The sequence below is a fragment of the Micromonospora cynarisoli genome (genome assembly GCF_030518815.1).
GTDB lineage: Bacteria > Actinomycetota > Actinomycetes > Mycobacteriales > Micromonosporaceae > Micromonospora > Micromonospora wenchangensis.
Map to the genome: position 1 here is coordinate 1984888 of NZ_CP130426.1, position 19604 is coordinate 2004491.

Below are 19604 nucleotides of genomic sequence, written 5' to 3' on the forward strand. Positions count from 1 at the left end.
GCACGGCACGCGCCAGCGGCCAGCGGCCAGCGGCCAGCGGCCAGCGGCCAGCGGCCAGCGGCCAGCGGCCAGCGGCCAGCGGCCAGCGAATCTATCGGCAGGCCATGGGCGGACCGCCGCGCCACGCCGATCGCCGGAGCCGGGGAACGGGGCCCGGCCGGGCACGCCTGTCGACCGACGCGCGGTGGTGCTGCGGCCTCCACCACCGGCTGCCCCTCGCACCGGGGGCCGGTGGCGGAGGCCGCAGTCGGCCCGGGCGTCGGTCCCGTGCCGGCACGGGGGTCGCGTCCGTCATGGACGGTCGACCCCGGTCACGGGACGGCCCGGGGCCACCCGCCCGATCCGCTGCCGCGCCCATCCCGCGCAGCAGATCGGGCGGGTTCGGGCCCGCGTCCAGGCAGCCGGACGGGCGACGCCCCGCGGCGGCTACCAATCGGTGCCGGCCCGGGACGCGGCGTTCCGGGCCGGCGGTCAGGACGCGGCGTGCTCCGCCGTAGCTCAGTAGGCGACGGCGAAGTGCGTGCGCGGGTGTGCGCCCTGCTCGGCCTCGTCCAGGACCGCGATGGCGAAGTCGCGGTAGGAGATGCGGCTGGCACCGTCGGCGTCGGCCAGCATGCCGGTGTCGCCCGCGCGGTACGTTCCGGTCCGCTCGCCCTCCGGGTCGAACTCCATCGCCGGCACCACCACCGACCACTCGACCGTCGCCGGTGCCTCCCGCAGCACGTCCAGCGCCGCCGCGTGGGCCTTGGCGAAGCCCTGGAACTGCGCCGGGAAGCCGGGGGTGTCCATGACCCGGACGCCGGGCGCGGCGTCGAGGTAGGCCGACAGGCCGATGGCGACGAGGCGGCCCCCGCCGGTCTCGGCGACGGCGTCGACGAGTGCGCCCGCGGCGGCGGTAAAGAACGTCGCCATGTCGTCCCCGGCGGCGGGGGCGACCGCGTTCACCACCGCGCCCGCGCCCTTGACCAGGGCGGCGACCTGCGACTGGTCGGTGACGTCGCCGGCGACCACCTCGACGCCGGAGCCGGAGAGGTCGGCGTACCGGGCGGTGTCCCGGACGACCGCGACGACCTCGTGCCCACGGCTGGCGGCCTCGGCCACGATCGCCCTGCCCGCCTTGCCGCCTGCGCCGAACACTACGATCTTGGTCACTGGTCGTCCCTCTCTCGCGATGCCGATGTTCCGGTGCCGCCCACGCGTACGGGGCCGTACGGCCGCCAACGGCGCCGGCGTGCCACGGTAACGAGCACCGAGGTTTCCTCCGGGAAACCTCGTTAGGCTGGATCGGTGACGGACTCCACCTCGCGCTTCGATCCGGTCTGCCCGTCAGGCATCGCGCCGATCCACATCGGCGACAAGTGGACGGCGATGGTGATCTCCCTGCTGGCCGAGGAACCGATGCGGTACTCCGACATCCGGGCGCAGATCGGCCCGGTGACGGCGAAGGTGCTGACGGCGGCGCTGCGCAGCCTGGAGCGGGACGGCTTCGTCGCCCGGATGGAGCAGCCCGGCCCGCCGCGCAGCGTCCACTATGGCCTGACCGAGCTGGGCCGGACCCTGCTGCCCGCCATCGAGTTGGCCGTCCAGTGGGCGCAGGACCACCTCGGCGCGATGCTCGACGCGCAGGAGGCATACGACCGCGAACACGCCCGACAGGGCCGGGCAAAACTGCGCTGATCAGGCATTTCTGTATTGATTCGGGGTGCCTGTCGGATAGCTCAGTGCATCCATTACCGTCGACCCAGGTGATCCAGGACACAATTCCCCTAGGGGAGATCTAGGGGTTCTGGCGAGCGCTTCGACCGTTGGCGACGGCGAAATTCCCATAGTAAGGTTACGGTCCGTTCGACAGGTGGCGAGCGCATCACCGCGCGCCCCATTGACGTTTCTTCGCCGGGCCTCGACGCATCGGGCGCGGTGTCCACCCCACATTCACTCAATTCCAGGGGGAAGCTTGTCCCGGTTGAGCCGCAGGCGGTTGATGTCCGGTGTCGGCACCGTCATCGCCGGCGCAGGTGCGAGCACGCTGATCGGCGACCACGCGGTCGCCGCGCCCGCCCAGGTCGACAGCCTGGCCGGCGGGCAGAAGACTCCCGGGCCGGTGACGATCGGCCCCACGGACCGCCGTTACGCCGACGCCCTCCAGCGCGGGTTCAACCGCCGCTTCGTGGGCAGTCCGGAGGCGGTGCGGATCGTCAGCACCACCAAGCAGGTCGTCGCGGCCGTGCAGGCGGCCGTGACGGCCGGCAAGAAGGTCGTGGTGCGCAGCGGCGGGCACTGCCTGGAGAACTTCGTCGACGACCCGGCGGCGAAGGTCGTCATCGACCTGGTCGAGATGCGCTCGGTCACCTTCGACACCACCCGTAACGCCTTCTGCGTCCAGGGCGGGGTCACCCTCGGCGACCTGTACCGGCGGCTGGACTGGGGATGGGGTGTCACCGTCCCCGGCGGCTCCTGCCAGAGCGTCGGCATCGGCGGGCACGCCACCGGCGGCGGGTTCGGCATGCTGTCCCGGCAGCACGGCATCGTCGCCGACTACATCGACGCGGTCGAGGTCGTCGTCGTCGACGCGACCGGCACGGCGAAGGCCGTCGTGGCGACCCGGGCCGCCGGGGACCCGAACCGCGAGCTGTGGTGGGCGCACACCGGTGGCGGGGGCGGCAACTTCGGCATCGTCACCCGGTTCTGGCTGCGCAGCGCCACGGCCACCGGCACCAACCCGAGCACGCTGCTGCCGACGCCGCCCGGCGCGGTCGCCAACACCATCCTCACCTGGAACTGGGCCGACGTGTCCCGGGCGGACTTCGTCCGGATCATGGCCAACTACGGCACCTGGCACGAGCTGAACAGCGCCCCCGGGGCCACCGGCACCCGGCTGTTCTCCGCGCTGACCGCCAACCGCAGCGAGTACGGCCGGCTGTCGGTCGTCGCCCAGGTCGACCCCACGGTCAGCGGCAACAACACCCTGCGCAGCTCCTACGTCAGCGCGATCACCGCGGGCGTCACCGCGACGCCGACGATCCTCGACACCGGCACCCGGCCGTGGCTGACCACAACGCTGAACCTGCCGACCACGGCCGCCGCGTTCGGCATCACCGGCCCGCTGCGCTCCAAGAGCAAGGGCGGCCTGCTCAAGCAGCGCTACACCGACCCCCAGGCGGGGCGGGTGTTCGACCGGCTGACGGCGAGCGGCTACACCAACCCGGCGTCCGGTCTGACGCTGCTGTCGTACGGTGGGGCGATCAACGCCACCGCTCCCACCGCGACGGCGACGGCGCACCGCTCGTCGGTGATCGCCGCGTCGTTCACCAGCTACTGGGACGACCCGAGCGCCGACGCGGTGAACATCGACTGGCTGCGCGGGCTCTACCGGGACGTGTACGCCGAGACGGGCGGGGTGCCGGCGCCGGACGCCCGCAACGAGGGGTCGTACATCAACTGGCCCGACATCGACTTCCTCGACAGCACCCAGAACACCTCCGGCGTGTCGTGGTCGACGTTGTTCTACGGCGACAACTACCCGCGTCTGCAACTGGCCAAGGCGGCCTACGACCCGCTCAACGTGTTCAGCCACGTCCTGGGCGTGGCGGCTCCGTGACCGGACAGGTCCTGGTGGTCACTGCGGGAGCCGGTGGGATCGGCTCCGCAGTGGCCCACCGCTTCCGCTCCCGGGGTTGGCGGGTCGTGATCGTGGACCGGGACGCCGGGCGGGGGCGCGCGGTGGCCGACGGGTGCGACGGGCTGTTCGTACACACCGACGCCACCACCCTGGCCGGCTGTCAGGAGTACGTCGAGGCGGCCCTGACCCGGTACGGGGCGCTGGATCTGGTGCACCTCAACGTGGGCGTGCTCGCCGGCACGGCGGTCGGTGACGGGTTCGACCCGCAGGCGTACCGGTCGATGATGCGCACCAACGTCGACTCCGTCGTGTTCGGGGTGCAGGCCGCGTACGCGCCGATGCGGGCCCACGGCGGCGGCGCGGTGCTGGTCACCGCCAGCACCACCGGGCTGCGTCCGTCGCCGGACGCGCTGTACTCGGCGAGCAAGCACGCGGTGGTGGGGCTGGCCCGGTCCCTCGCGGGCCCGCTCGGGCAGGTGAACATCCGGATCAACGCGATCTGTCCGGGCGCGGTGGACACCCCGATGCTCGCCGACCGGCGCGACGCGCTGGTGCGCGCGGGTGTCGGGTTGGTGACACCGGAGGAGGTGGCCGCTGCCGCCGAGCAGGCGCACGCGACGGGACGTACCGGCGAGGCGTGGATCGTCAACGCCGGGCACCCGGTCGCCCCGCATCCGTTCACGGAGGTCGTCATCGCGGGAGAGGAACGGATCGCCCGCTGACGGCCGTACCGCCGGCACGTCCCGACAAAGATCAGCGGTCGAACAGACAGGAGTGCTTTCATAGGGGCCGGTCACGCAATTCGGAACGACTTGCACGGCAGGGGGACCAATGACAACCGAACCCTTATTCGGCGATTACCCGGAAGAGTTCCCGGCGACGTGGTTACGACCCGATGTCGATTCCGCGCGCCAGCGGATCAGGCCGGTCGTTGGTTACGACCGGGTGTTCAGGAGAATCGAGGCGAGCCTCGAACCGCTGGCCGGTCACCCCGAGGCACGTGAATCCGACAGGTGGAAGTCGCTGGTGCTGGCCTCCTGCGATTTCCCCGGCGCCCTCGACCGGCTCACCGACCTCTACCCCTGCGGCGAGTCCCGGCGCGGCACGTCCCTTGAGGACATGAGCCGCGAGCAGTTGATGACCCTCGGGTTGGTCAACGCGATGACGGCCACCTGGCCCGGCCTGGACCACGTCGCCATGGCCCGTGACTACCTGGAGAACCAGGGCGCCCAGATCCCCACCGGCGTCGAGTGGCTGGTGAGTTGCGCCATCCGCATCCTGCTGCTGTCCGGGGACCCGAACGCCGCCGCCTGCGCGGCGGCGACCCGGCAGCGTCTCGGCGGGCAGAACCCGATCGGTTGGCGGGCCCGGCTCACCAGCCTGCACGCCGTCTGCGCCCTGCTCGACGGCGACGTGCAGGGCGGTGTCGAGTGGGGTGAGCGGGCGCTGCGGATGATGCAGCCGAGGCGCTGGGCGCACCGGATCGGTGAGCCGCTGGCCACCGTGGTCCTGGGCAACCTGGCCCTGGGCCGGATCGGCGCGGCGGTGCACCACCTGCGTACCACCCCGTCGGCGTTGATGGACGAGTCCAGCTACAGCCTCTGGTACCGGCACGGCTTCGGGCACTTCTGCCTGGGCACCGGGGACCCGCGTGGTGCGGTGACCCGGTTCATGAGCTGCGGGCGAAGCATGGCCGAGTGGGGCATGGCGCTGGAGCACCTCATCCCGTGGCGGCTGGCGGCGGCGGCCGGTTACCAGATGCTCGGCGAGCAGGACGTCGCCGTACACCTGGTGGATGCGGCGTTGCAGGCCCGCGGCGACGAGATACGCGCCCGGGCCATGCAGACCACGGACACCGTCGGGGAGGTCTTCGGGGGTGCCCGCGAGGCGATCCTCACGACGCTGGAGCGTTTCTCGTCGAGCCCCGACTTCTTCCTGATCCTGCGCCGGTTGCAGACCGAGCCGCTCGACTTTGACCGCGGGGACTACGCTACCGTCACGGTGCTGGAGCGGCGTCCGGTGGCGTTCCTGTCGACGCTCACCGACAGCGAGTTGAAGGTTGCCACCCTGGCCGGCCGGGGCAAGCAGAACAAGATGATCGCCCGGGATCTCAGCATCACGATCAGCACGGTGGAGCAGCACCTGACCCATGTGTACAAGAAGCTCGGCATCGGCAACCGCAAGGAACTCCGCCTGATCCTCGGCTGACCCACCGCGTCGCCGGCGACGCCCCCGACCTGATCGCCCTCACCACGGAAGCTGGGCGCCGTGGCCCACACCTCTAACGGAACCTCATGTCTAGTCACCTCTCCGCTCCGGATTCCGCCGGGGCGCAGGAGCACCGGGACCGGCCGACCCGCCGGGCACAGGTCCACGCGGTGGCCGTGCTGCTGGCCACCACGGTCCTCCCGCTGACCATCACCGGGGCGTCGGTCGCGCTGCCCGGCATCCAGCACGACCTCCAGACCAGCACCGTCGCCGCACAGTGGGTGGTCAACGCCTACAACGCGACGTTCGCCGCGTTCCTCGTGCTGGGCGGCGCGGTCACCGACCGGTGGAGCCCCTACCGGGTGTTCCTGTCGGGGGTGGCGGTCTTCGCGGTCGCCTCCGCCGCCTCGGCGTTCGCGCCGACGGTGCTGGTGCTGAACCTGACCCGGGCCGTCACCGGCGTCGGCGCGGCGGCCACCGTGACCGGCGGGGTGGCGCTGCTGTCGGTCGTGCTGACCGGTCGGGCGCAGGCCCGTGCCTTCGGTCTGTTGGGCACCCTGCTCGGCGTGGGGTTGGCGTTCGGGCCGCAGCTCAGCGGCGTGGCGTTGGAGACACTAGGGTGGCAGGCCGTGTTCGGGGTCCCCGCCGCGGTGGGTGTGCTGGTGATCGGGCTGGTCCTGGCCGCCCGCCCGCCCGCCGCCGGACGTCGGTCATCGGCCCACCCGCCGTTCGACTGGGCCGGGGCGTCGCTGTTCACCGGGGCGTCGCTGATCGGCATCGCGACCCTGGTGGAGGCCCCCCGGCTCGGGGCGACGCATCCGCTGCTGTGGGGCGGGGCGATCCTGTCCGCCGTGCTGCTGCTGCTGTTCGTCGGCGTGGAGCGGCGGGTGGCGCACCCGGTGACCGATCTGACGCTGCTGCGCAATCCCCGGTACACGGCGATCGCGATCACCGCGGGCACCCTGATGGTGGTGCTGGTGCCGATCCTGGTCTACCTGCCGTCGTACCTGATCAACGTGGTGGGCCTGTCCCCCACCGAGGCGGGTGCCTGGATGCTGGTGCTCACCGCTCCGACGATCGCGTTGCCGCCGGTGGGCGGCCTGCTGATCAGGAGCATCGGGATGACCCCGGTCCTGGTCACGTCGGTGGTGCTCTGCGGGCTCGGCGCGCTGGGCCTGGTCACCCTGTCGCCGGGCAGCACGTTGCCCGCCATGGCGCTGCCCCTGCTGGCCATCGGGGCGGGTGCCGGGTTGCCGTCGGGTCACATCGACCGGCTCGCCGTCTCCGAGGCGGACGAGAGCCGCCGGGGTGCGGCGGCCGGGCTGTTCAACACCATCCGGCTGTCCACCGAGAACGTGAGCATCGCGGCGGCCGGCGCGTTCATCGCCGCCGCCAGCCCCGTGGGCCTGCGTGGGCGGCACTTCACCGACGCGCTGCACACGGTGGCGGTGGCGCTGGCGGCGGTCGCGATCGCCGTCGCCGTGCTGCTCGTGGCCGTCGACCGGCGGGCCCGGGGTGCGGACCGGGTGGAACACGCCGCGCCGGCACCGGTACGGCCGGCGGTGAGCGAGTAGCCGGGTGGCGGCCGGTGGGCCGCCGCTCAGCCCAGCTCGATCACCGGTCGGGTCAGGGTCTCGTCGGCGTACCCGTCGTCGGAGGCGAGCCACCGGCCGAAGTCCCCGTCGCGGTAGGCGGTCGCGAGGGTGAGCCAGCCCAGGAAGTAGCCGCTGCCGCCGCAGGTGACGACACCGCCGTCGCCGCCGCACACCACCGTCGGCTCGGTCGTCACCTCGTACCGGTAGGGGTCCTGGCCGATCGCCAGCCCCCACAGGTTCGGCGTGCGGTGCACCCCGGTCGGGTGCTCGACCGGGTAGCCGTCGTCGGGGGTGTCGTCGCCCCAGCGGAACAGGGTGGTCGCGCCCGCGCCGCAGGCCCACTCCCACTCGTCCGGGCTGGTGGTCCGCAGGCCGAGGTCGGTGAGGGCGGCCATCGCCTCGTCGTGGTCGAACTCCTCGACCAGCACGGCCCGGATCACCCGGCCGGTCCCGTCCAGCTCGACGGTCAGCCCGTCGGCGGAGCTCACGGTGTTCGCCCCGTCGCCCCGGTGGCCGAGTGACGCGACGAGTTCGCCGACCCTCGGGTCGTCCGGCGGGACCGGCATCTCGCCGGGTTCGAACGCCTCCACCGCGACCAGCATCGCCGGCAGGTCGACGTCGCGCACCGGCGAGGTCATCGCGTCGACGTACTCGGTGAGCGGCGGCAGGCCGTACTCCTCGGCGCTGTCGGCGTAGCTGGCCGCCTGGCCGGCGCCGGGGTGGAACCGGGACGCGTCGTAGCCGAGTGTCGGCCGGCCGCCGGGCACCAACGCGAACCGCAGCCCGCCCCGGTCGAACAGCGCGGTGCGGTGCGGGCGGCCCGCGTAGACGGTGTCCCGCAGGCCCACCACGGTCAGGTCGTGCCGCGCCGCGATCTCCCGGGCCAGTCGGGCGGCGGCCTCCTCGGACCGGTCGTTCCACTGGTCGGCACGGAGCTCGGCGTACGACATCGGGCCAGGATAGGACCGGTCGCGCCGGCACCGGCGGGCGGCCTCGACGTCCGGTGGTGTGCCGTGCGCTCTCCCGGCGTGGTCAGTATCCGATCCGGAAGGTGGCGTCCTGCCGGTCGGTGGCCGGCGAGCTGCCCGTGAGCGGGTCGATGCGCAGCAGGTAGTCGTAGTGGCGCAGGTACCGGTCGGGGTAGTTCACCGAGCGGAACGACACCCCGCCGGGTCGGCCAGGCCGGGCACCAGGGTCCACTGCTGGTCCTGGTACGGCTCGAACGGGTCACCTCGCGGTGGTGGAGGCGGGGTGGCGGTGGTTCCCGTACGTTATCGCTGACATCGATGAGGTCAAGTATCTGAGGACGTCGCTCTCCGGCCGGTGCGCCCCCGCTCAGCGCGTCGGCGCGGCGCGGTGGTTCAGGGCGCGGAGCAGGTTGCCGCCGAACACGTCGGCGGCCTCGGCGGCGGAGAGCCCGTCGAGGCCGACCGGGTGCAGGGTCTGGGCGAACGACACGTGGTCGAGGCTGGGGGCGAAGTCGGAACCCCAGTAGAGCCGCTGCGCGCCGAAGTGGTGCAGCAGCGTCTCGACGAAGGGTCGGGCGGCGGGGTGCGGGTAGCCCTCGGCGGGGTCGCTGACGGCGTACAGGCCGGAGACCTTGACCCCGACGTGGGGCAGCCGGGCCAGGTCGGTCAGCGGGGCGAGCCGGGCGGCGGCGGCCGGGGAGTCCGGGACGGTCGGCTGCCGGCCGGGTAGGCCGAGGTGGCTGAACAGCACCGGGCACCCGTCCAGGGCGGCCAGCGCCCGGCCGAGCCGTCCGGCGGCCTCGGGTGGGGCGTTGAGGCTGAGCAGCGTCGCCGTGTCGTCGATCGTCGCGGCGGCCCGTGTCAGCCACTCGGCGAAGGTGTCGGCGGCGGCCGGGTCCGGCAGGTAGGCGGCGAGGCCGGCGAACCCCGCCGACCGGATGCGGTCCAGTCCGGCGGGGTCGACGCCGGTGACCGGAACATACGCCAGGGGGGCGATCCAGTCGTGCTCGGCGGCGAGCCGGGCGAGGTGCCAGTTGTTGCCGGTGAACTCCGGGCCGCCCTCGTAGCCGACCACGAGGGCCCGCGCGATGCCGTGTTCGTGGCGCAACGTCCGGTAGACGGCGAGTTCGTCACCCCCGGCCGGTGACCTTCCGTAGCGGCCGGGATAACCGTCGGCGAACAGGTGCAGGTGGGCGTCGGCGCGTTCCATGGCCGGACCCTAACCGATTCTGAGCTGCCCATTGACGCGGGAGGACCCCTCGCTTAGGTTCTTGTCTCAATTAGGTCCGGATTATCGGACGTAGGCGAGGAGTGAACCGCGTGGTGCAGGCGCACGAGGACGTTGACGATCTGGTACAGCTGCGTCGGCAGCTCCACCAGCACCCCGAGCTGCGGTTCACTGAACAGCAGACCGCTACCGTGCTCGCCGGACGGCTCGCGTCGATCGCCCGGGTCCGCACCGGCGTCGCCGGCACCGGCCTGCTCGCGGAGATCGAAGGACGTACCGAAGGACCCTCGGTGTTGCTTCGGGCCGATATGGACGCCTATCCGGTGCAGGACGCCAAGCAGGTGCCCTGGGCGTCGACCAACCCGGGGGTCTGTCACGCCTGCGGGCACGACGTGCACATGACCGTGATGGCCGGCGTCGCCGCCCGGCTCGCCGCCGACCCGCCCGCCCGGGGCTCGGTGACCGTGCTGTTCCAGCCGGCCGAGGAGATCCCGTTCGGCGCGACCTCCGGCGCCGCCGCGGTGCTCGCCGACGAGGCCCTGCGCGACAGGCGCTTCGACGCCGTCCTCGGGCTGCACTGCTGGCCGGACCTGCCGGTGGGGACGATCGGGGTGGACCGGGTGACCGCGATGGCGGCCAAGGACGCCTTCCGGTTCGAGGTGACCGGCCGGGCCGCGCACGCCGCCACCCCGGCCCTGGGCCGCGACGCGATCCTCGGCCTCGCCGGCATCGTCAACCTGCTGCACGCCGGGGTGGCCCGCTCCCGCAACCCGCACGAGCTGGTGGCCTTCAACATCGGCACGATCGCCGGCGGGGCCAGCCAGAGCCAGGTCGCCGAGCGGGCCGAGGCCACCGGCACGCTGCGCACCCACGACGAGGCCACCCGCGCCCGGCTCAAGGAGGTCATCGAGCGGATCGCCCGGCAGCAGGCCGCCGCGCTCGACCTCGGGCTGCGGTTCACCTGGGCCAACGAGATGCCGCCGGTGCGCAACGCGGCAGCGCTGGTGGCGCTCGCCCGCACCGAACTGCCCGGGGTGGTCGAGGTCGCCGACCTCACCGAGCCCCCACTGACCACCGACGACTTCGCGCTGCTCGCCGCGCTCGGCCCCAGCCTGTACGTCAAGCTCGGCGTCACCGGCGAGCAGGGCGGCGCGCCGCTGCACTCCGGCGCGTTCGACGTCGACGAACGCTGCCTCGACGTCGGGGTGACCGCCCTGGAACGGCTCACCCGCGCGGTGCTCGACGGCCGGCTGGCCGCTCCCGACGGTCACGGGGACGCCGGGGCCGGCCGGTCCGGCACGGGTGACCGTGCCGACGCGGTCGAGGCGGTCGGGGCGTGAGCCGCCCGTCGGTGGCCGTGATCGGGGCCGGGGCGTTCGGGGTCCGGCACCTGGCCGCGTACCGGTCGCTCGGCGTGCCGGTCGCCGCCCTGGTCGAGCCGGACGCCGCGACCCGCGCCCGGGTGGCCGCCGACTACCAGGTGCCGCAGGCGTACGCCGACGTCGCCGCCCTGCTCGCCGACACGACGCCGGACGCCGCCTCGGTCTGCGTGCCCGGCCCGGCGCACCGGACGGTGGCCGTGGCGCTGCTCGACGCCGGGGTGCCGGTGCTGGTGGAGAAGCCGCTCGCCACCACCGTCGCCGACGCCGCCGCCATCGTCGCCACCGCCGACCGCACCGGCGTGCTCTGCCAGCCGGGGCACATCCTGCGGCACAGCCCGCCGCACCGCGCCCTGCACGACGCGATCCGCGCCGGCCGGCTCGGCGACGTGCTCGCCGTGTCGTCCCGCCGCGACCGGCCCCGCACCCTGAGCCGGCTCTTCCCGCGTGAACACCCCGCGCTGCTCACCGCCGTCCACGACATCGACCTGGCCCTCTGGTACGCCGGAGCGCCCGTGGTCGAGGTCCGCGCGGCGGCCCGGACCCGACCCGGATCGGCCACCCCGGTCCTGGTGTGGGCGGAGCTGCGACACGCCAACGACGTCGTGTCGTCGATCCGCAACAGCTACCTGCTTCCCGAGAGCACCCCCCACCACACCTCGGACCTGGTCGAGGTGTACGGCACCGACGGGGTCGCCCACGTCGACCTCGGCCACCCCACGCTGCTCGTCCAGGGCGAGCCGACCGAGGCGCCGGACTGGCTGTTGTCCCCGGTCGACGGCGGCGGCGCGCTCGCCGCCGAGCTGCGGCACTTCCTGAGCCGGATCGACGGCACCGCACCGTCGGCGGTCGTCCCGCTCGCCGACGGACTGCACGTGGTGCAGGTCGCCGAGGCCGTGGCCGGCAGCGCCGACAGCGGCGGCGCGGTCCGCCGACTCCCCTGAGCCCCCCACTTGTGACAGGAGCTAACCGATGTTTCGACGGAGATTGGCCGGCGCCCTCGCCGCCGGCATGGCCGCCGCCGCCCTGCTGACCGGATGCGGTGGCGACGACGCCGCCGACGGCTCGGTCACCCTCAAGGTGCTGACCTGGGAGCCGGGTGGGGCCGAGTACTGGAAGCAGGTCAAGACCAGCTTCGAGGGCAGCCACCCGGACATCAAGCTGGAGATGCAGTCCGTCCCGTTCGACAAGTACCCCGAGGTGCAGGGCCCCTACATCACCTCGCAGTCGGGGCCGGACGTGATGGCCAACAACGCCGGGCTGGAGCTGTTCGACAGGCGCGGGGCGTACGTGCCGCTGGGTGACAAGGCCGCCGAGATCAACAAGGACCTGGTCACCTACAGCGGGGCCTGCGAGGGCTTCGACACGAGCAAGACCTGCTACGGGGTGCCGTTCTCCTACCAGGGCAACGTCCTGTACTACAACAAGGCCGTCCTGACCGCCGCCGGGTTGAACCCGGAGCAGCCCCCGGCCACCTGGGACGAGTTCGGGGCCGCCTGCGAGGCGGTGAAGAAGGCCGGCAAGACCTGCCTGGCGCTGGGACTGTCCGGCACCTTCCCCGCGTACTGGGACTTCCCGGAGATCGCCCGCAACTACCTCACCGAGGACGACATCCGGGCGCTGCTCGCCGGGAAGCTGTCCTGGAAGGACCCGAAGCTGGTGTCGGTGCTCGGCAAGCTGGCCGAGATCACCACCAAGGGCTGGGCCAACAAGAACGCGCCGTCGATCACCATGCTGCCCGACGGCGCGGACATCTTCCAGCGCGGCGACGCCGCGTTCGCCGGCACCATCATCTCCGACGCGGTGAACTGGGAGGCGTTCGGCAAGGCCCTGGGCGACGACAAGCTCGGCGTGACCCGGTGGCCGGCGATCGACCCGGCCGCGCCGCTGGCCGGCAAGTTCTCCGGCATCGAGGGCGCGGTCTACGGGGTCACCCAGTGGAGCGAGAAGAAGCAGGCCGGTCTGGAGTTCATCAGCTGGCTCGCCGGTAAGGAGAACGGCGAGCTCTGGGTGAAGTACGGCAAGGGCCAGCCGCTGAACAAGACCGTCGACAAGGCGCTGCTGCCGTCGTCGCCGGCCTTCCTCAAGATCCAGGAGTTGGTCGCCCAGCCGACCCTGCACGCCGGCGTGATGCTCTCCGGCCCGGAGGCCGACGCCCTGGCCCGGGGCTGGCAGCAGGTCACCCTCGGCCAGCTCACCGTGGACAAGTGGGCCGACCAGATGCAGCAGGCCCTGGAGCGCAGCCCCACGAAGAAGCAGGGCAAGTAACCACCCCGGGCGGGGTGACGCCGCGTCGCCCCGCCCGCCCGACCCGGGGAGAGGAACCCTGATGACGATCTCCACCGCGCCGGTGTCGGACCCGGTGGCCGCCGACGCCCCGCCCGCGCCGACCCGCCGGCGGCACCGCCCCGGGCACGCCCGGGAGTGGTGGCTGGGCGCCGTGCTGGTGCTCCCCGCCGTGGTGCTGGCCGTGTTGTTCAAGCTGGTGCCGCTGGTCCGGGGGGTGGTCACCAGCTTCGAGTCGTCCAGCGGGTTCGGTGGCAGCGAGTTCGCCGGGGCGGACAACTACACCCGGATGTTCGACGACCCGATGGTGCTCACCAGCTTCCGCAACGCGCTGCTGGTGGTGGCCACCCTGCCGGTGTGGATCGTGCTCCCGCTGATCCTGGCGCTGCTGATCCACCAGCGCTCGCCCGGGTGGAAGTTCTTCCGGGCGGTTTACTTCGTGCCGTACACCATCGCGCCGATCGTGGTCGGCATCATGTTCCGGCAGATCCTCGCCCCCGACGGGCCGTTGAACGCCCTGCTGCGGTTCGTCGGCCTGGAACCGCTGGCGATCGAGTGGCTCAACGGCCGCTACAGCGCGCTGTTCTCGCTGGTGGCGGTCGCCCTGTGGAGCTTCTTCGGGCTCGGCGTGATGACCTACCTCGCCGGCCTGGCCACCATCCCCGAGGAGACCCTGGAGGCGGCCTACCTGGACGGGGCCGGGTTCTTCCGGCGGCTGTGGTCGGTGGTCGTGCCGATGCTGCGCCCGACCGTCGCGTACTGGAGCGTGCTGTGCGCCTCGGGCGTGCTGATCTGGCTGTTCCCGCTGATCTACGCGTTGACCCAGGGCGGCCCGGGGGACGCCACCATGCTCCCCGAGTACCTGGTCTTCCTCACCACCTTCCAGTTCCTGGACCGCGGCTACGGCTCGGCCATCGGCATCGCCCTGTTCGTCTTCGTCGCCGTGCTGTCGATCTTCAGCGTCCGGCACATGTTCACCGAGGGGACGCGTAAGCCGCGATGAACCCGCGACACTTCGCCCGGATCGGGCGCTACCTGTTGACCTTCGCGCTGGTCGTCGTCGCCGTCGCGGCGATCTACCCGCTGCTGTTCACCGTGGTCAGCTCGGTGAAGACGCAGTCCGGTTTCGCCGACGACCCGCTGGGCCTGCCGGCCGGGATCACCTTCGAGAACTACCTGGAGGCGTTCCGTCGGATGGACATGCCCCGGCTGCTGCTCAACTCGCTGATCACCACGCTCGGCGGGTTGGTGCTGTCGGTGCTCGCCGCCCTGCTGGTCGCGTACGCGGTGACCAAGCTGCGGTTCCGGGGCGGCAAGGTGGTCTTCCTGCTGATCATCGTGACGCTGACCATCCCCAGCCAGGCGATCATCTACCCGCTCTACCAGACGGTCCTCGACCTCGGCATGTCCGGCCAGTACCAGGGTCTGATCCTGGCGTACGCGGCGTTCGGGCTGCCGCTGGGCACCTACCAGCTCGCCGGCTACTTCCAGCAGGTGCCCGACGAACTGATCGAGGCGGCCCGGGTCGACGGCGCGGGACACCTGACCATCCTGTTCCGGCTGCTCGCCCCGATCGCCACCCCGGCCATCGCGGCGCTGGCCATCTTCAACTTCGTCTGGATGTGGAACGACCTGCTGCTGCCGCTGGTCATCATGGGCGGCTCGGACAGCAAGACGCTGATGGTCGGCGTCTCCCTGCTCAGCGGCCAGTACGACGTGTCGGTGCCGCTGGTCAGCGCCGGCCTGATCGTGGCGCTGCTGCCGGTGCTGATCGTCTACCTGGTCTTCCAGCGGCAACTCGTCTCCGGCGCGCTCGCCGGCTCCGGCAAGTGACGCCCAGCGAGCGCAACCGGGTGACGCCGGCCGGCCCGCTGCGGCGGGGGTGCCGGTGAGCGGGGCGGCCGGGCCGGGTGAGCAGGTGTGCCACCTCTACCGGCTGCGCCCCGGCGCCGAGGCCGAGTACGAGCGGCGGCACGCCCGGGTGTGGCCGGAGCTGTCCGCGCTGCTCGACGAAGCGGGCATCTACGACTACCACATCTACCGGCACGACCTGCTGCTGATCTGCGTGCTGCGTACCCGTCGGGGGTTCGCCGACGCCGCCGCGGTGACCGCCGCCTCGCCGGTGCAGGCCCGCTGGACGGCGTCGCTTGCGGAGCTGTTCGCCGAGATCGCCGACGCCGACGGCGAGCCGCTGTGGGCCTACCCGGTGTTCCACCATCCGGGGCAGCCGCCGCCGTGAGCGGCGCGACCACGTCACGACGGCCCGGCGGGAAGCTCCCCGCCGGGCCGTCGCGGTGCCCGCCGTCAGACCGCGTACGCCACCGAACCGTCGGCGCGCAGCGGGATGCGGGTTAGCGGCCGGCCGGTGAGGTCCAGCGGGCGGGTGTCGGCCAGGTCGAGGGTCACGCCCAGGCCGGGTTCCTGCGGCACCGGCAGGAAGCCGCCCTCACGGCGGACGCAGGCCCGCGCCGGACCGTCGGCGAGCTGGTCGTCCAGCGGCGAGTACTCCTGGGTGACGAAGTTCGGGATGACCGTGTCGAGCTGCACCGAGGCCATGGTGAGCAGCGGGCCCAGGCAGTTGTGGGTGACCACCGCCGCGTGGTGCGCCTCGGCCAGCGCGGCGATCTTACGGGCGTGGCTGAGCCCGCCGGCCAGCCCGACGTCGGGCCGGACGTACTGGGCGCCGGCCTGGGCCAGCAGTTCCTTGAACTCCCAGATGGTGTGCAGCCGTTCCCCGTTGGCCATCGGCACCCCCGGTGCCCGCCGGCCCACCTCGGCCTGGCTGCTCACGCTGTCGATCTGGATCGGGTCCTCGACCAGCAGCGGCAGGTGCCGGGCCAGCGCCGGCACCACCGCCTGGGCCTGCAACGGGGTGAGCTTGCGGTGCAGCTCGATGAGCAGGTCGACGTCCGGGCCGACGGTGTCGCGGACGGCGGCGGTGGTGGCCTCGGTCTCGGCCACCAGCCGGGCCTGCGACAGGTCACCGTAGGCTGCCGGCAGCGGGTCGAACTTCACGGCGGTGAAGCCGTCGGCGACCGCGGCGGCGGCCTGTTCGGCGAGCGCCTGCGCGCCGGTGCCGGGCAGCAGCAGGTGCAGCCGGATGCGGTCGCGCACCCGGCCGCCGAGCAGTTGCCACACCGGCACCCCGAGCCGCTTGCCCAGCAGGTCCCACAGTGCCAGGTCAACGGCGGAGACGGCGGCGGTGAGCACCGAGCCCCGGAACGGGCCCATCCGGTAGAGGTGGTGCCAGTGGTGCTCGATCCGGTCCGGGTCGGCCCCGAGCAGGTAGGGCCGGAACGTCTGCACCACGGCGTGCACCGCGTCGGGGTATCCCCAGCACGCGGACTGGCCCACCCCGGTCCGCCCGTCGGACGTGCGTACCTGGACGAAGTGCGCGTCCCCGCGTACCGCCGACTCGACCTCGACGATCTCCATGCCGACTCTCCCAAATTAGAGACCAATAACGGCCACAAACTTGCTTGTGCACTCTTCCATAGCCTTGGACTGCTGGTCTAGGCTCCACAACCAACGAGCCGGAATAGGGCTCAATTATCTCTGGGGGTGTGATGGGACAGCTCGACGACTATCGGCTGATGGCCCGGATCCGCCGGTTCGAGGAGCGGCTGACCGCCCTCAAGGACGCCGGCGAGATCCCGGGATCGATCCACCTGTGCAACGGCCAGGAGGCCATCCCGGTCGGCGCGTGCCGGGCGCTGCGCGACGGCGACCACGTCACCGCCACCTACCGGGGCCACGGCTGGGCGATCGCCCGCGGCGTCGACCTCGCCGGCCTGTTCGCCGAGATGATGGGACGGGACTCGGCGCTGTGCGGCGGACGGGCGGCCTCGCCGTACCTGTCCGACCCGGGACGCTGGTTCGTCGGCGAGAACTCCATCGTCGGCGCCGGGGTGCCGATCGCCGCCGGCGCGGCGCTCACCGCGCAACGCACCGGCAGCGGGGCGGTCAGCGTGGTCAGCATCGGCGACGGCGCGATGAACCAGGGCAACGTGCACGAGGCGCTCAACCTCGCCGCCGTGCTCGACCTGCCGCTGGTGCTGGTGCTGGAGAACAACGTCTACTCCGAGATGTCCCGGATCTCCGACATGGTGCGCGTCCGGCAGCTCGCCGACCGGGCCGCCGGCTACGGCCTGCCCGGCCGGGTGGTCGACGGCAACGACCCCGATGCCGTCGCCGAGGCGGTCACCGAGGCCGTCGACCGGGCCCGGGAGGGCTCCGGCCCGTCCATCGTGGAGGCGATGACCGAACGCCTCGTCGGCCACTACAGCGGCGACGTGCAGCACTACCGCCCGGCCGGCGAGATCGCCGCCGCCCGGCAACGCGAACCCCTGGCCCGCATCCGCCAGGCCGCCGACGCCGACCTGACCGCCCGGCTCGACGCCATCGACGCCGAGGTCGCCGCCGAGATCGAAACCGCCGTCACCGCCGCCCGCGCCGTCCCCCACCCGGACCCGGCGACCGCCGAGGAGCACGTCTATGTCTGAGTCGCTGCGCTACATCCAGGCCGTCAACGCCGCCCTCACCTGGGCCCTGGACAGCCGGACCGACACCATCTACTTCGGCGAGGACGTCGCGCTGCCCGGCGGGCCGTTCGGCGCGACCAAGGGACTGCACAAGCGGTTCGGCTCCGAACGGATCTTCGACACCCCGATCTCCGAGACCGGCTTCCTCGGCATGGCCCTCGGCGCGGCCATGACCGGGCTCCGCCCCATCGCCGAGATCATGTACGCCGACTTCTCGTTCGTGGCGATGGACCAGATCGTCAACCAGATCGCCACCATCCACTACTCCAGCGCCGGCCGGTGGAAGGCCCCGCTGGTGATCCGGATGCAGCAGGGCTACTCCCCCGGCGCGTGCGCCCAGCACTCGCACTCGCCGGAGGCGTACTTCGCGCACACCCCCGGCCTGCGGGTCGCCCTGCCGGCCACCCCCGACGACGCGTACCAGATGCTGCGCACCGCCGTGGTCAGCGACGACCCGGTGGTGGTCGCCGAGGCCCGGATGCTCTACCCGACCCGGGGCCCGGTACGCACCGACGCCCCGGTCGAGCCCGTCGGCGGGGCCCGGGTGGTCCGCCCCGGCACCGACGTCACCGTCGTGGCCTGGTCCCGGATGGTCTCCGCCGCCCTCGACGCCGCCGGCACCCTGGCCGAGGAGGGCATCGACGTCGAGGTCGTCGACCTGCGCTGGCTCAACCCGCTCGACTTCGACACGGTCGCCGCGTCGGTGGCCCGCACCGGCCGGCTGGTCGTCGCCCACGAGGCGAACCTGACAGGCGGCTTCGGCGCGGAGATCGCCGCCCGCGCCGCCAGCGAGTGCTTCACCGACCTGCGCGCCCCGATCGCCCGGGTCGCCGCCCCGGACGTGCCGATGCCCGCCGCGCCCGCCCTCCAGGCGGTCGTGGTGCCCGAGGCGGCCACCGTCGCCGACGCCGTCCGCCGGACGGTCCGGGCGTGAACGACACGGTCCCGCCCGCCGCCACGGGGGCACCCGAGGCACACCCGCCGGCCGGCGCAGCAGCCGCCGGTGCCGCACCCGCCGGCCTGCTCGCCGGCCGGCGGGTGGTGGTCGTCGGCGGCGCGTCCGGCATCGGCCGGGCCACCGTCGCCGCCGCCGCCGCGGCCGGCGCGGCGGTCGCCGTGCTCGACGCCGACGCCGCCGGCGCGGACACCGCCGCCGAACAGGTCCGCGACACCGGCGGCCGGGCCTGCGCGCACCGGGTGGACGTCACCGTCGAGACCGAGGTCGCCGAGGCGCTCGACGCCGCCGCCGCCGACCTCGGCGGGATCGACGCCGTGCTGCACGTCGCCGGGGTGATGCGCGGGCAGGGCCTCGACGTGCGGGACGTGCCGGTCGCGCTCTGGACCCAGGTCATCGCCGTCAACCTCACCGGGCCGTTCCTGGTCGCCAAGCACGCCGCCCGGCACCTGCTCCCCGACGGCGGGGTGCTCGTGCTGGTCGGCTCCAAGGCGGGCGTGCAGAACGGCTCCGGCTCGGTACCCTACGGCGCGAGCAAGGGAGGGTTGCACGGTCTGGCGCTCACACTGGCCCGCCAACTCGGTCCACAGGGGATCCGGGTGCACACGCTCTGCCCCGGCGACATCGACACGCCACTGATGCGGCGGTCGCTTTCCGAGGCACGGGCCAACGGCACCGACGGCGGACGGATCGCCGCCGTCGAAGCCGCGCTGGGTCGCCCCGAGGACGTCGCCTCGGCGCTGGTCCTGCTGGCGTCGTCGGCGAGCGCCGGCCTCACCGGCACGGTCTGTACCGGCTGAGCACCCCACCCACCAGGGCAGCGGC

At 72.8% G+C, this 19604-nt stretch carries 19 protein-coding genes; 14 read left to right on the forward strand and 5 right to left on the reverse strand.

Annotation, left to right across the window (positions count from 1 at the left end):
• Positions 1-498: 498 nt before the first annotated feature.
• The gene (locus tag Q2K16_RS08110) at positions 499-1152 is read right to left on the reverse strand and encodes an NAD(P)-dependent oxidoreductase (protein ID WP_302744496.1); all 654 of its coding nucleotides are present in this window, start codon (positions 1150-1152) and stop codon (positions 499-501) included.
• 135 nt (positions 1153-1287) lie between these two features.
• Here Q2K16_RS08110 and Q2K16_RS08115 point away from each other — a divergent pair, with 135 nt between their 5' ends.
• The 5 genes from Q2K16_RS08115 (at position 1288) to Q2K16_RS08135 (ending at position 7401) form a co-directional block, all read left to right on the forward strand.
• Positions 1288-1677, forward strand: a complete 390-nt coding sequence (locus Q2K16_RS08115) for a winged helix-turn-helix transcriptional regulator (protein WP_302744497.1) — start codon at positions 1288-1290, stop codon at positions 1675-1677.
• Between the two features lie 304 nt (positions 1678-1981).
• Positions 1982-3598, forward strand: coding sequence for an FAD-binding oxidoreductase (locus tag Q2K16_RS08120; protein ID WP_302744498.1), 1617 nt, complete (start codon positions 1982-1984; stop codon positions 3596-3598).
• Complete coding sequence (locus tag Q2K16_RS08125; RefSeq protein WP_302744499.1) at positions 3595-4341, forward strand: SDR family NAD(P)-dependent oxidoreductase; 747 nt, start codon at positions 3595-3597, stop codon at positions 4339-4341. The genes Q2K16_RS08120 and Q2K16_RS08125 overlap by 4 nt, the downstream gene beginning before the upstream one ends.
• Positions 4342-4564: 223 nt before the next feature.
• Positions 4565-5827 carry a helix-turn-helix transcriptional regulator gene (locus Q2K16_RS08130; protein ID WP_302744500.1) on the forward strand — a complete coding sequence of 421 codons (1263 nt, stop codon included), beginning with the start codon at positions 4565-4567 and terminating at the stop codon, positions 5825-5827.
• Between the two features lie 86 nt (positions 5828-5913).
• Complete coding sequence (locus tag Q2K16_RS08135) at positions 5914-7401, forward strand: MFS transporter (protein WP_302744501.1); 1488 nt, start codon at positions 5914-5916, stop codon at positions 7399-7401.
• A gap of 26 nt (positions 7402-7427) precedes the next feature.
• On the opposite strand, the gene Q2K16_RS08140 is transcribed toward Q2K16_RS08135, so the two are convergent.
• The 3 genes from Q2K16_RS08140 to Q2K16_RS08150 form a co-directional block, all read right to left on the reverse strand.
• Positions 7428-8372: a hypothetical protein gene (locus Q2K16_RS08140; protein ID WP_302744502.1), complete on the reverse strand. Its 945-nt coding sequence runs from the start codon at positions 8370-8372 to the stop codon at positions 7428-7430.
• An 82-nt stretch (positions 8373-8454) separates the two neighbouring features.
• Positions 8455-8571 (reverse strand): AbfB domain-containing protein, encoded by a 117-nt coding sequence (locus Q2K16_RS33170; protein ID WP_489671861.1) that lies wholly within the window; start codon positions 8569-8571, stop codon positions 8455-8457.
• A gap of 186 nt (positions 8572-8757) precedes the next feature.
• Positions 8758-9600: an amidohydrolase family protein gene (locus Q2K16_RS08150; RefSeq protein WP_302744503.1), complete on the reverse strand. Its 843-nt coding sequence runs from the start codon at positions 9598-9600 to the stop codon at positions 8758-8760.
• Between the two features lie 110 nt (positions 9601-9710).
• On the opposite strand from Q2K16_RS08150, the gene Q2K16_RS08155 reads away from it, so the two are divergent.
• The 6 genes from Q2K16_RS08155 (at position 9711) to Q2K16_RS08180 (ending at position 15522) form a co-directional block, all read left to right on the forward strand.
• Positions 9711-10958 carry a M20 metallopeptidase family protein gene (locus tag Q2K16_RS08155; RefSeq protein ID WP_302744504.1) on the forward strand — a complete coding sequence of 416 codons (1248 nt, stop codon included), beginning with the start codon at positions 9711-9713 and terminating at the stop codon, positions 10956-10958.
• The gene (locus tag Q2K16_RS08160; protein ID WP_302744505.1) at positions 10955-11941 is read left to right on the forward strand and encodes a Gfo/Idh/MocA family protein; all 987 of its coding nucleotides are present in this window, start codon (positions 10955-10957) and stop codon (positions 11939-11941) included. Before Q2K16_RS08155 ends, Q2K16_RS08160 begins: the two co-directional genes overlap by 4 nt.
• Positions 11942-11969: 28 nt before the next feature.
• Entirely contained in the window at positions 11970-13265 is a 1296-nt protein-coding gene (locus Q2K16_RS08165; protein ID WP_302744506.1) for an ABC transporter substrate-binding protein, read from the forward strand.
• Positions 13266-13326: 61 nt separating this feature from the next.
• On the forward strand, positions 13327-14286 hold the full coding sequence (locus Q2K16_RS08170) for a carbohydrate ABC transporter permease (RefSeq protein WP_302744507.1): 960 nt from the start codon (positions 13327-13329) through the stop codon (positions 14284-14286).
• A complete protein-coding gene (locus Q2K16_RS08175) occupies positions 14283-15116 on the forward strand; it encodes a carbohydrate ABC transporter permease (RefSeq protein ID WP_302744508.1) in 834 nt (277 codons plus the stop codon). Before Q2K16_RS08170 ends, Q2K16_RS08175 begins: the two co-directional genes overlap by 4 nt.
• 55 nt (positions 15117-15171) lie before the next feature.
• The gene (locus Q2K16_RS08180) at positions 15172-15522 is read left to right on the forward strand and encodes an L-rhamnose mutarotase (RefSeq protein ID WP_302744509.1); all 351 of its coding nucleotides are present in this window, start codon (positions 15172-15174) and stop codon (positions 15520-15522) included.
• A 65-nt stretch (positions 15523-15587) separates the two neighbouring features.
• Here Q2K16_RS08180 and Q2K16_RS08185 read toward each other — a convergent pair whose 3' ends face one another.
• Positions 15588-16718, reverse strand: a complete 1131-nt coding sequence (locus Q2K16_RS08185; RefSeq protein WP_302744510.1) for a mandelate racemase/muconate lactonizing enzyme family protein — start codon at positions 16716-16718, stop codon at positions 15588-15590.
• Between the two features lie 131 nt (positions 16719-16849).
• On the opposite strand from Q2K16_RS08185, the gene Q2K16_RS08190 reads away from it, so the two are divergent.
• Genes Q2K16_RS08190 through Q2K16_RS08200 form a run of 3 tightly spaced genes read left to right on the forward strand, consistent with a single transcriptional unit; the run spans position 16850 to position 19579 of the window.
• The gene (locus Q2K16_RS08190; RefSeq protein WP_302744511.1) at positions 16850-17785 is read left to right on the forward strand and encodes a thiamine pyrophosphate-dependent dehydrogenase E1 component subunit alpha; all 936 of its coding nucleotides are present in this window, start codon (positions 16850-16852) and stop codon (positions 17783-17785) included.
• The gene (locus tag Q2K16_RS08195) at positions 17778-18758 is read left to right on the forward strand and encodes an alpha-ketoacid dehydrogenase subunit beta (protein ID WP_302744513.1); all 981 of its coding nucleotides are present in this window, start codon (positions 17778-17780) and stop codon (positions 18756-18758) included. The genes Q2K16_RS08190 and Q2K16_RS08195 overlap by 8 nt, the downstream gene beginning before the upstream one ends.
• A complete protein-coding gene (locus Q2K16_RS08200; RefSeq protein ID WP_302744514.1) occupies positions 18755-19579 on the forward strand; it encodes an SDR family NAD(P)-dependent oxidoreductase in 825 nt (274 codons plus the stop codon). Before Q2K16_RS08195 ends, Q2K16_RS08200 begins: the two co-directional genes overlap by 4 nt.
• Positions 19580-19604: the final 25 nt, after the last annotated feature.

Excerpts from the sequence above, each read along its gene's own strand:
- Q2K16_RS08170 (WP_302744507.1), top strand. The coding sequence starts at position 13,327 with ATGACGATCTCCACCGCGCCGGTGTCGGACCCGGTGGCCGCCGACGCC.
- Q2K16_RS08195 (WP_302744513.1), top strand. The coding sequence starts at position 17,778 with ATGTCTGAGTCGCTGCGCTACATCCAGGCCGTCAACGCCGCCCTCACC.
- Q2K16_RS08150 (WP_302744503.1), bottom strand. The coding sequence starts at position 9,600 with ATGGAACGCGCCGACGCCCACCTGCACCTGTTCGCCGACGGTTATCCC.
- Q2K16_RS08175 (WP_302744508.1), top strand. The coding sequence starts at position 14,283 with ATGAACCCGCGACACTTCGCCCGGATCGGGCGCTACCTGTTGACCTTC.
- Q2K16_RS08135 (WP_302744501.1), top strand. The coding sequence starts at position 5,914 with ATGTCTAGTCACCTCTCCGCTCCGGATTCCGCCGGGGCGCAGGAGCAC.
- Q2K16_RS08140 (WP_302744502.1), bottom strand. The coding sequence starts at position 8,372 with ATGTCGTACGCCGAGCTCCGTGCCGACCAGTGGAACGACCGGTCCGAG.
- Q2K16_RS08165 (WP_302744506.1), top strand. The coding sequence starts at position 11,970 with ATGTTTCGACGGAGATTGGCCGGCGCCCTCGCCGCCGGCATGGCCGCC.
- Q2K16_RS08190 (WP_302744511.1), top strand. The coding sequence starts at position 16,850 with ATGGGACAGCTCGACGACTATCGGCTGATGGCCCGGATCCGCCGGTTC.
- Q2K16_RS08185 (WP_302744510.1), bottom strand. The coding sequence starts at position 16,718 with ATGGAGATCGTCGAGGTCGAGTCGGCGGTACGCGGGGACGCGCACTTC.
- Q2K16_RS08120 (WP_302744498.1), top strand. The coding sequence starts at position 1,982 with ATGTCCGGTGTCGGCACCGTCATCGCCGGCGCAGGTGCGAGCACGCTG.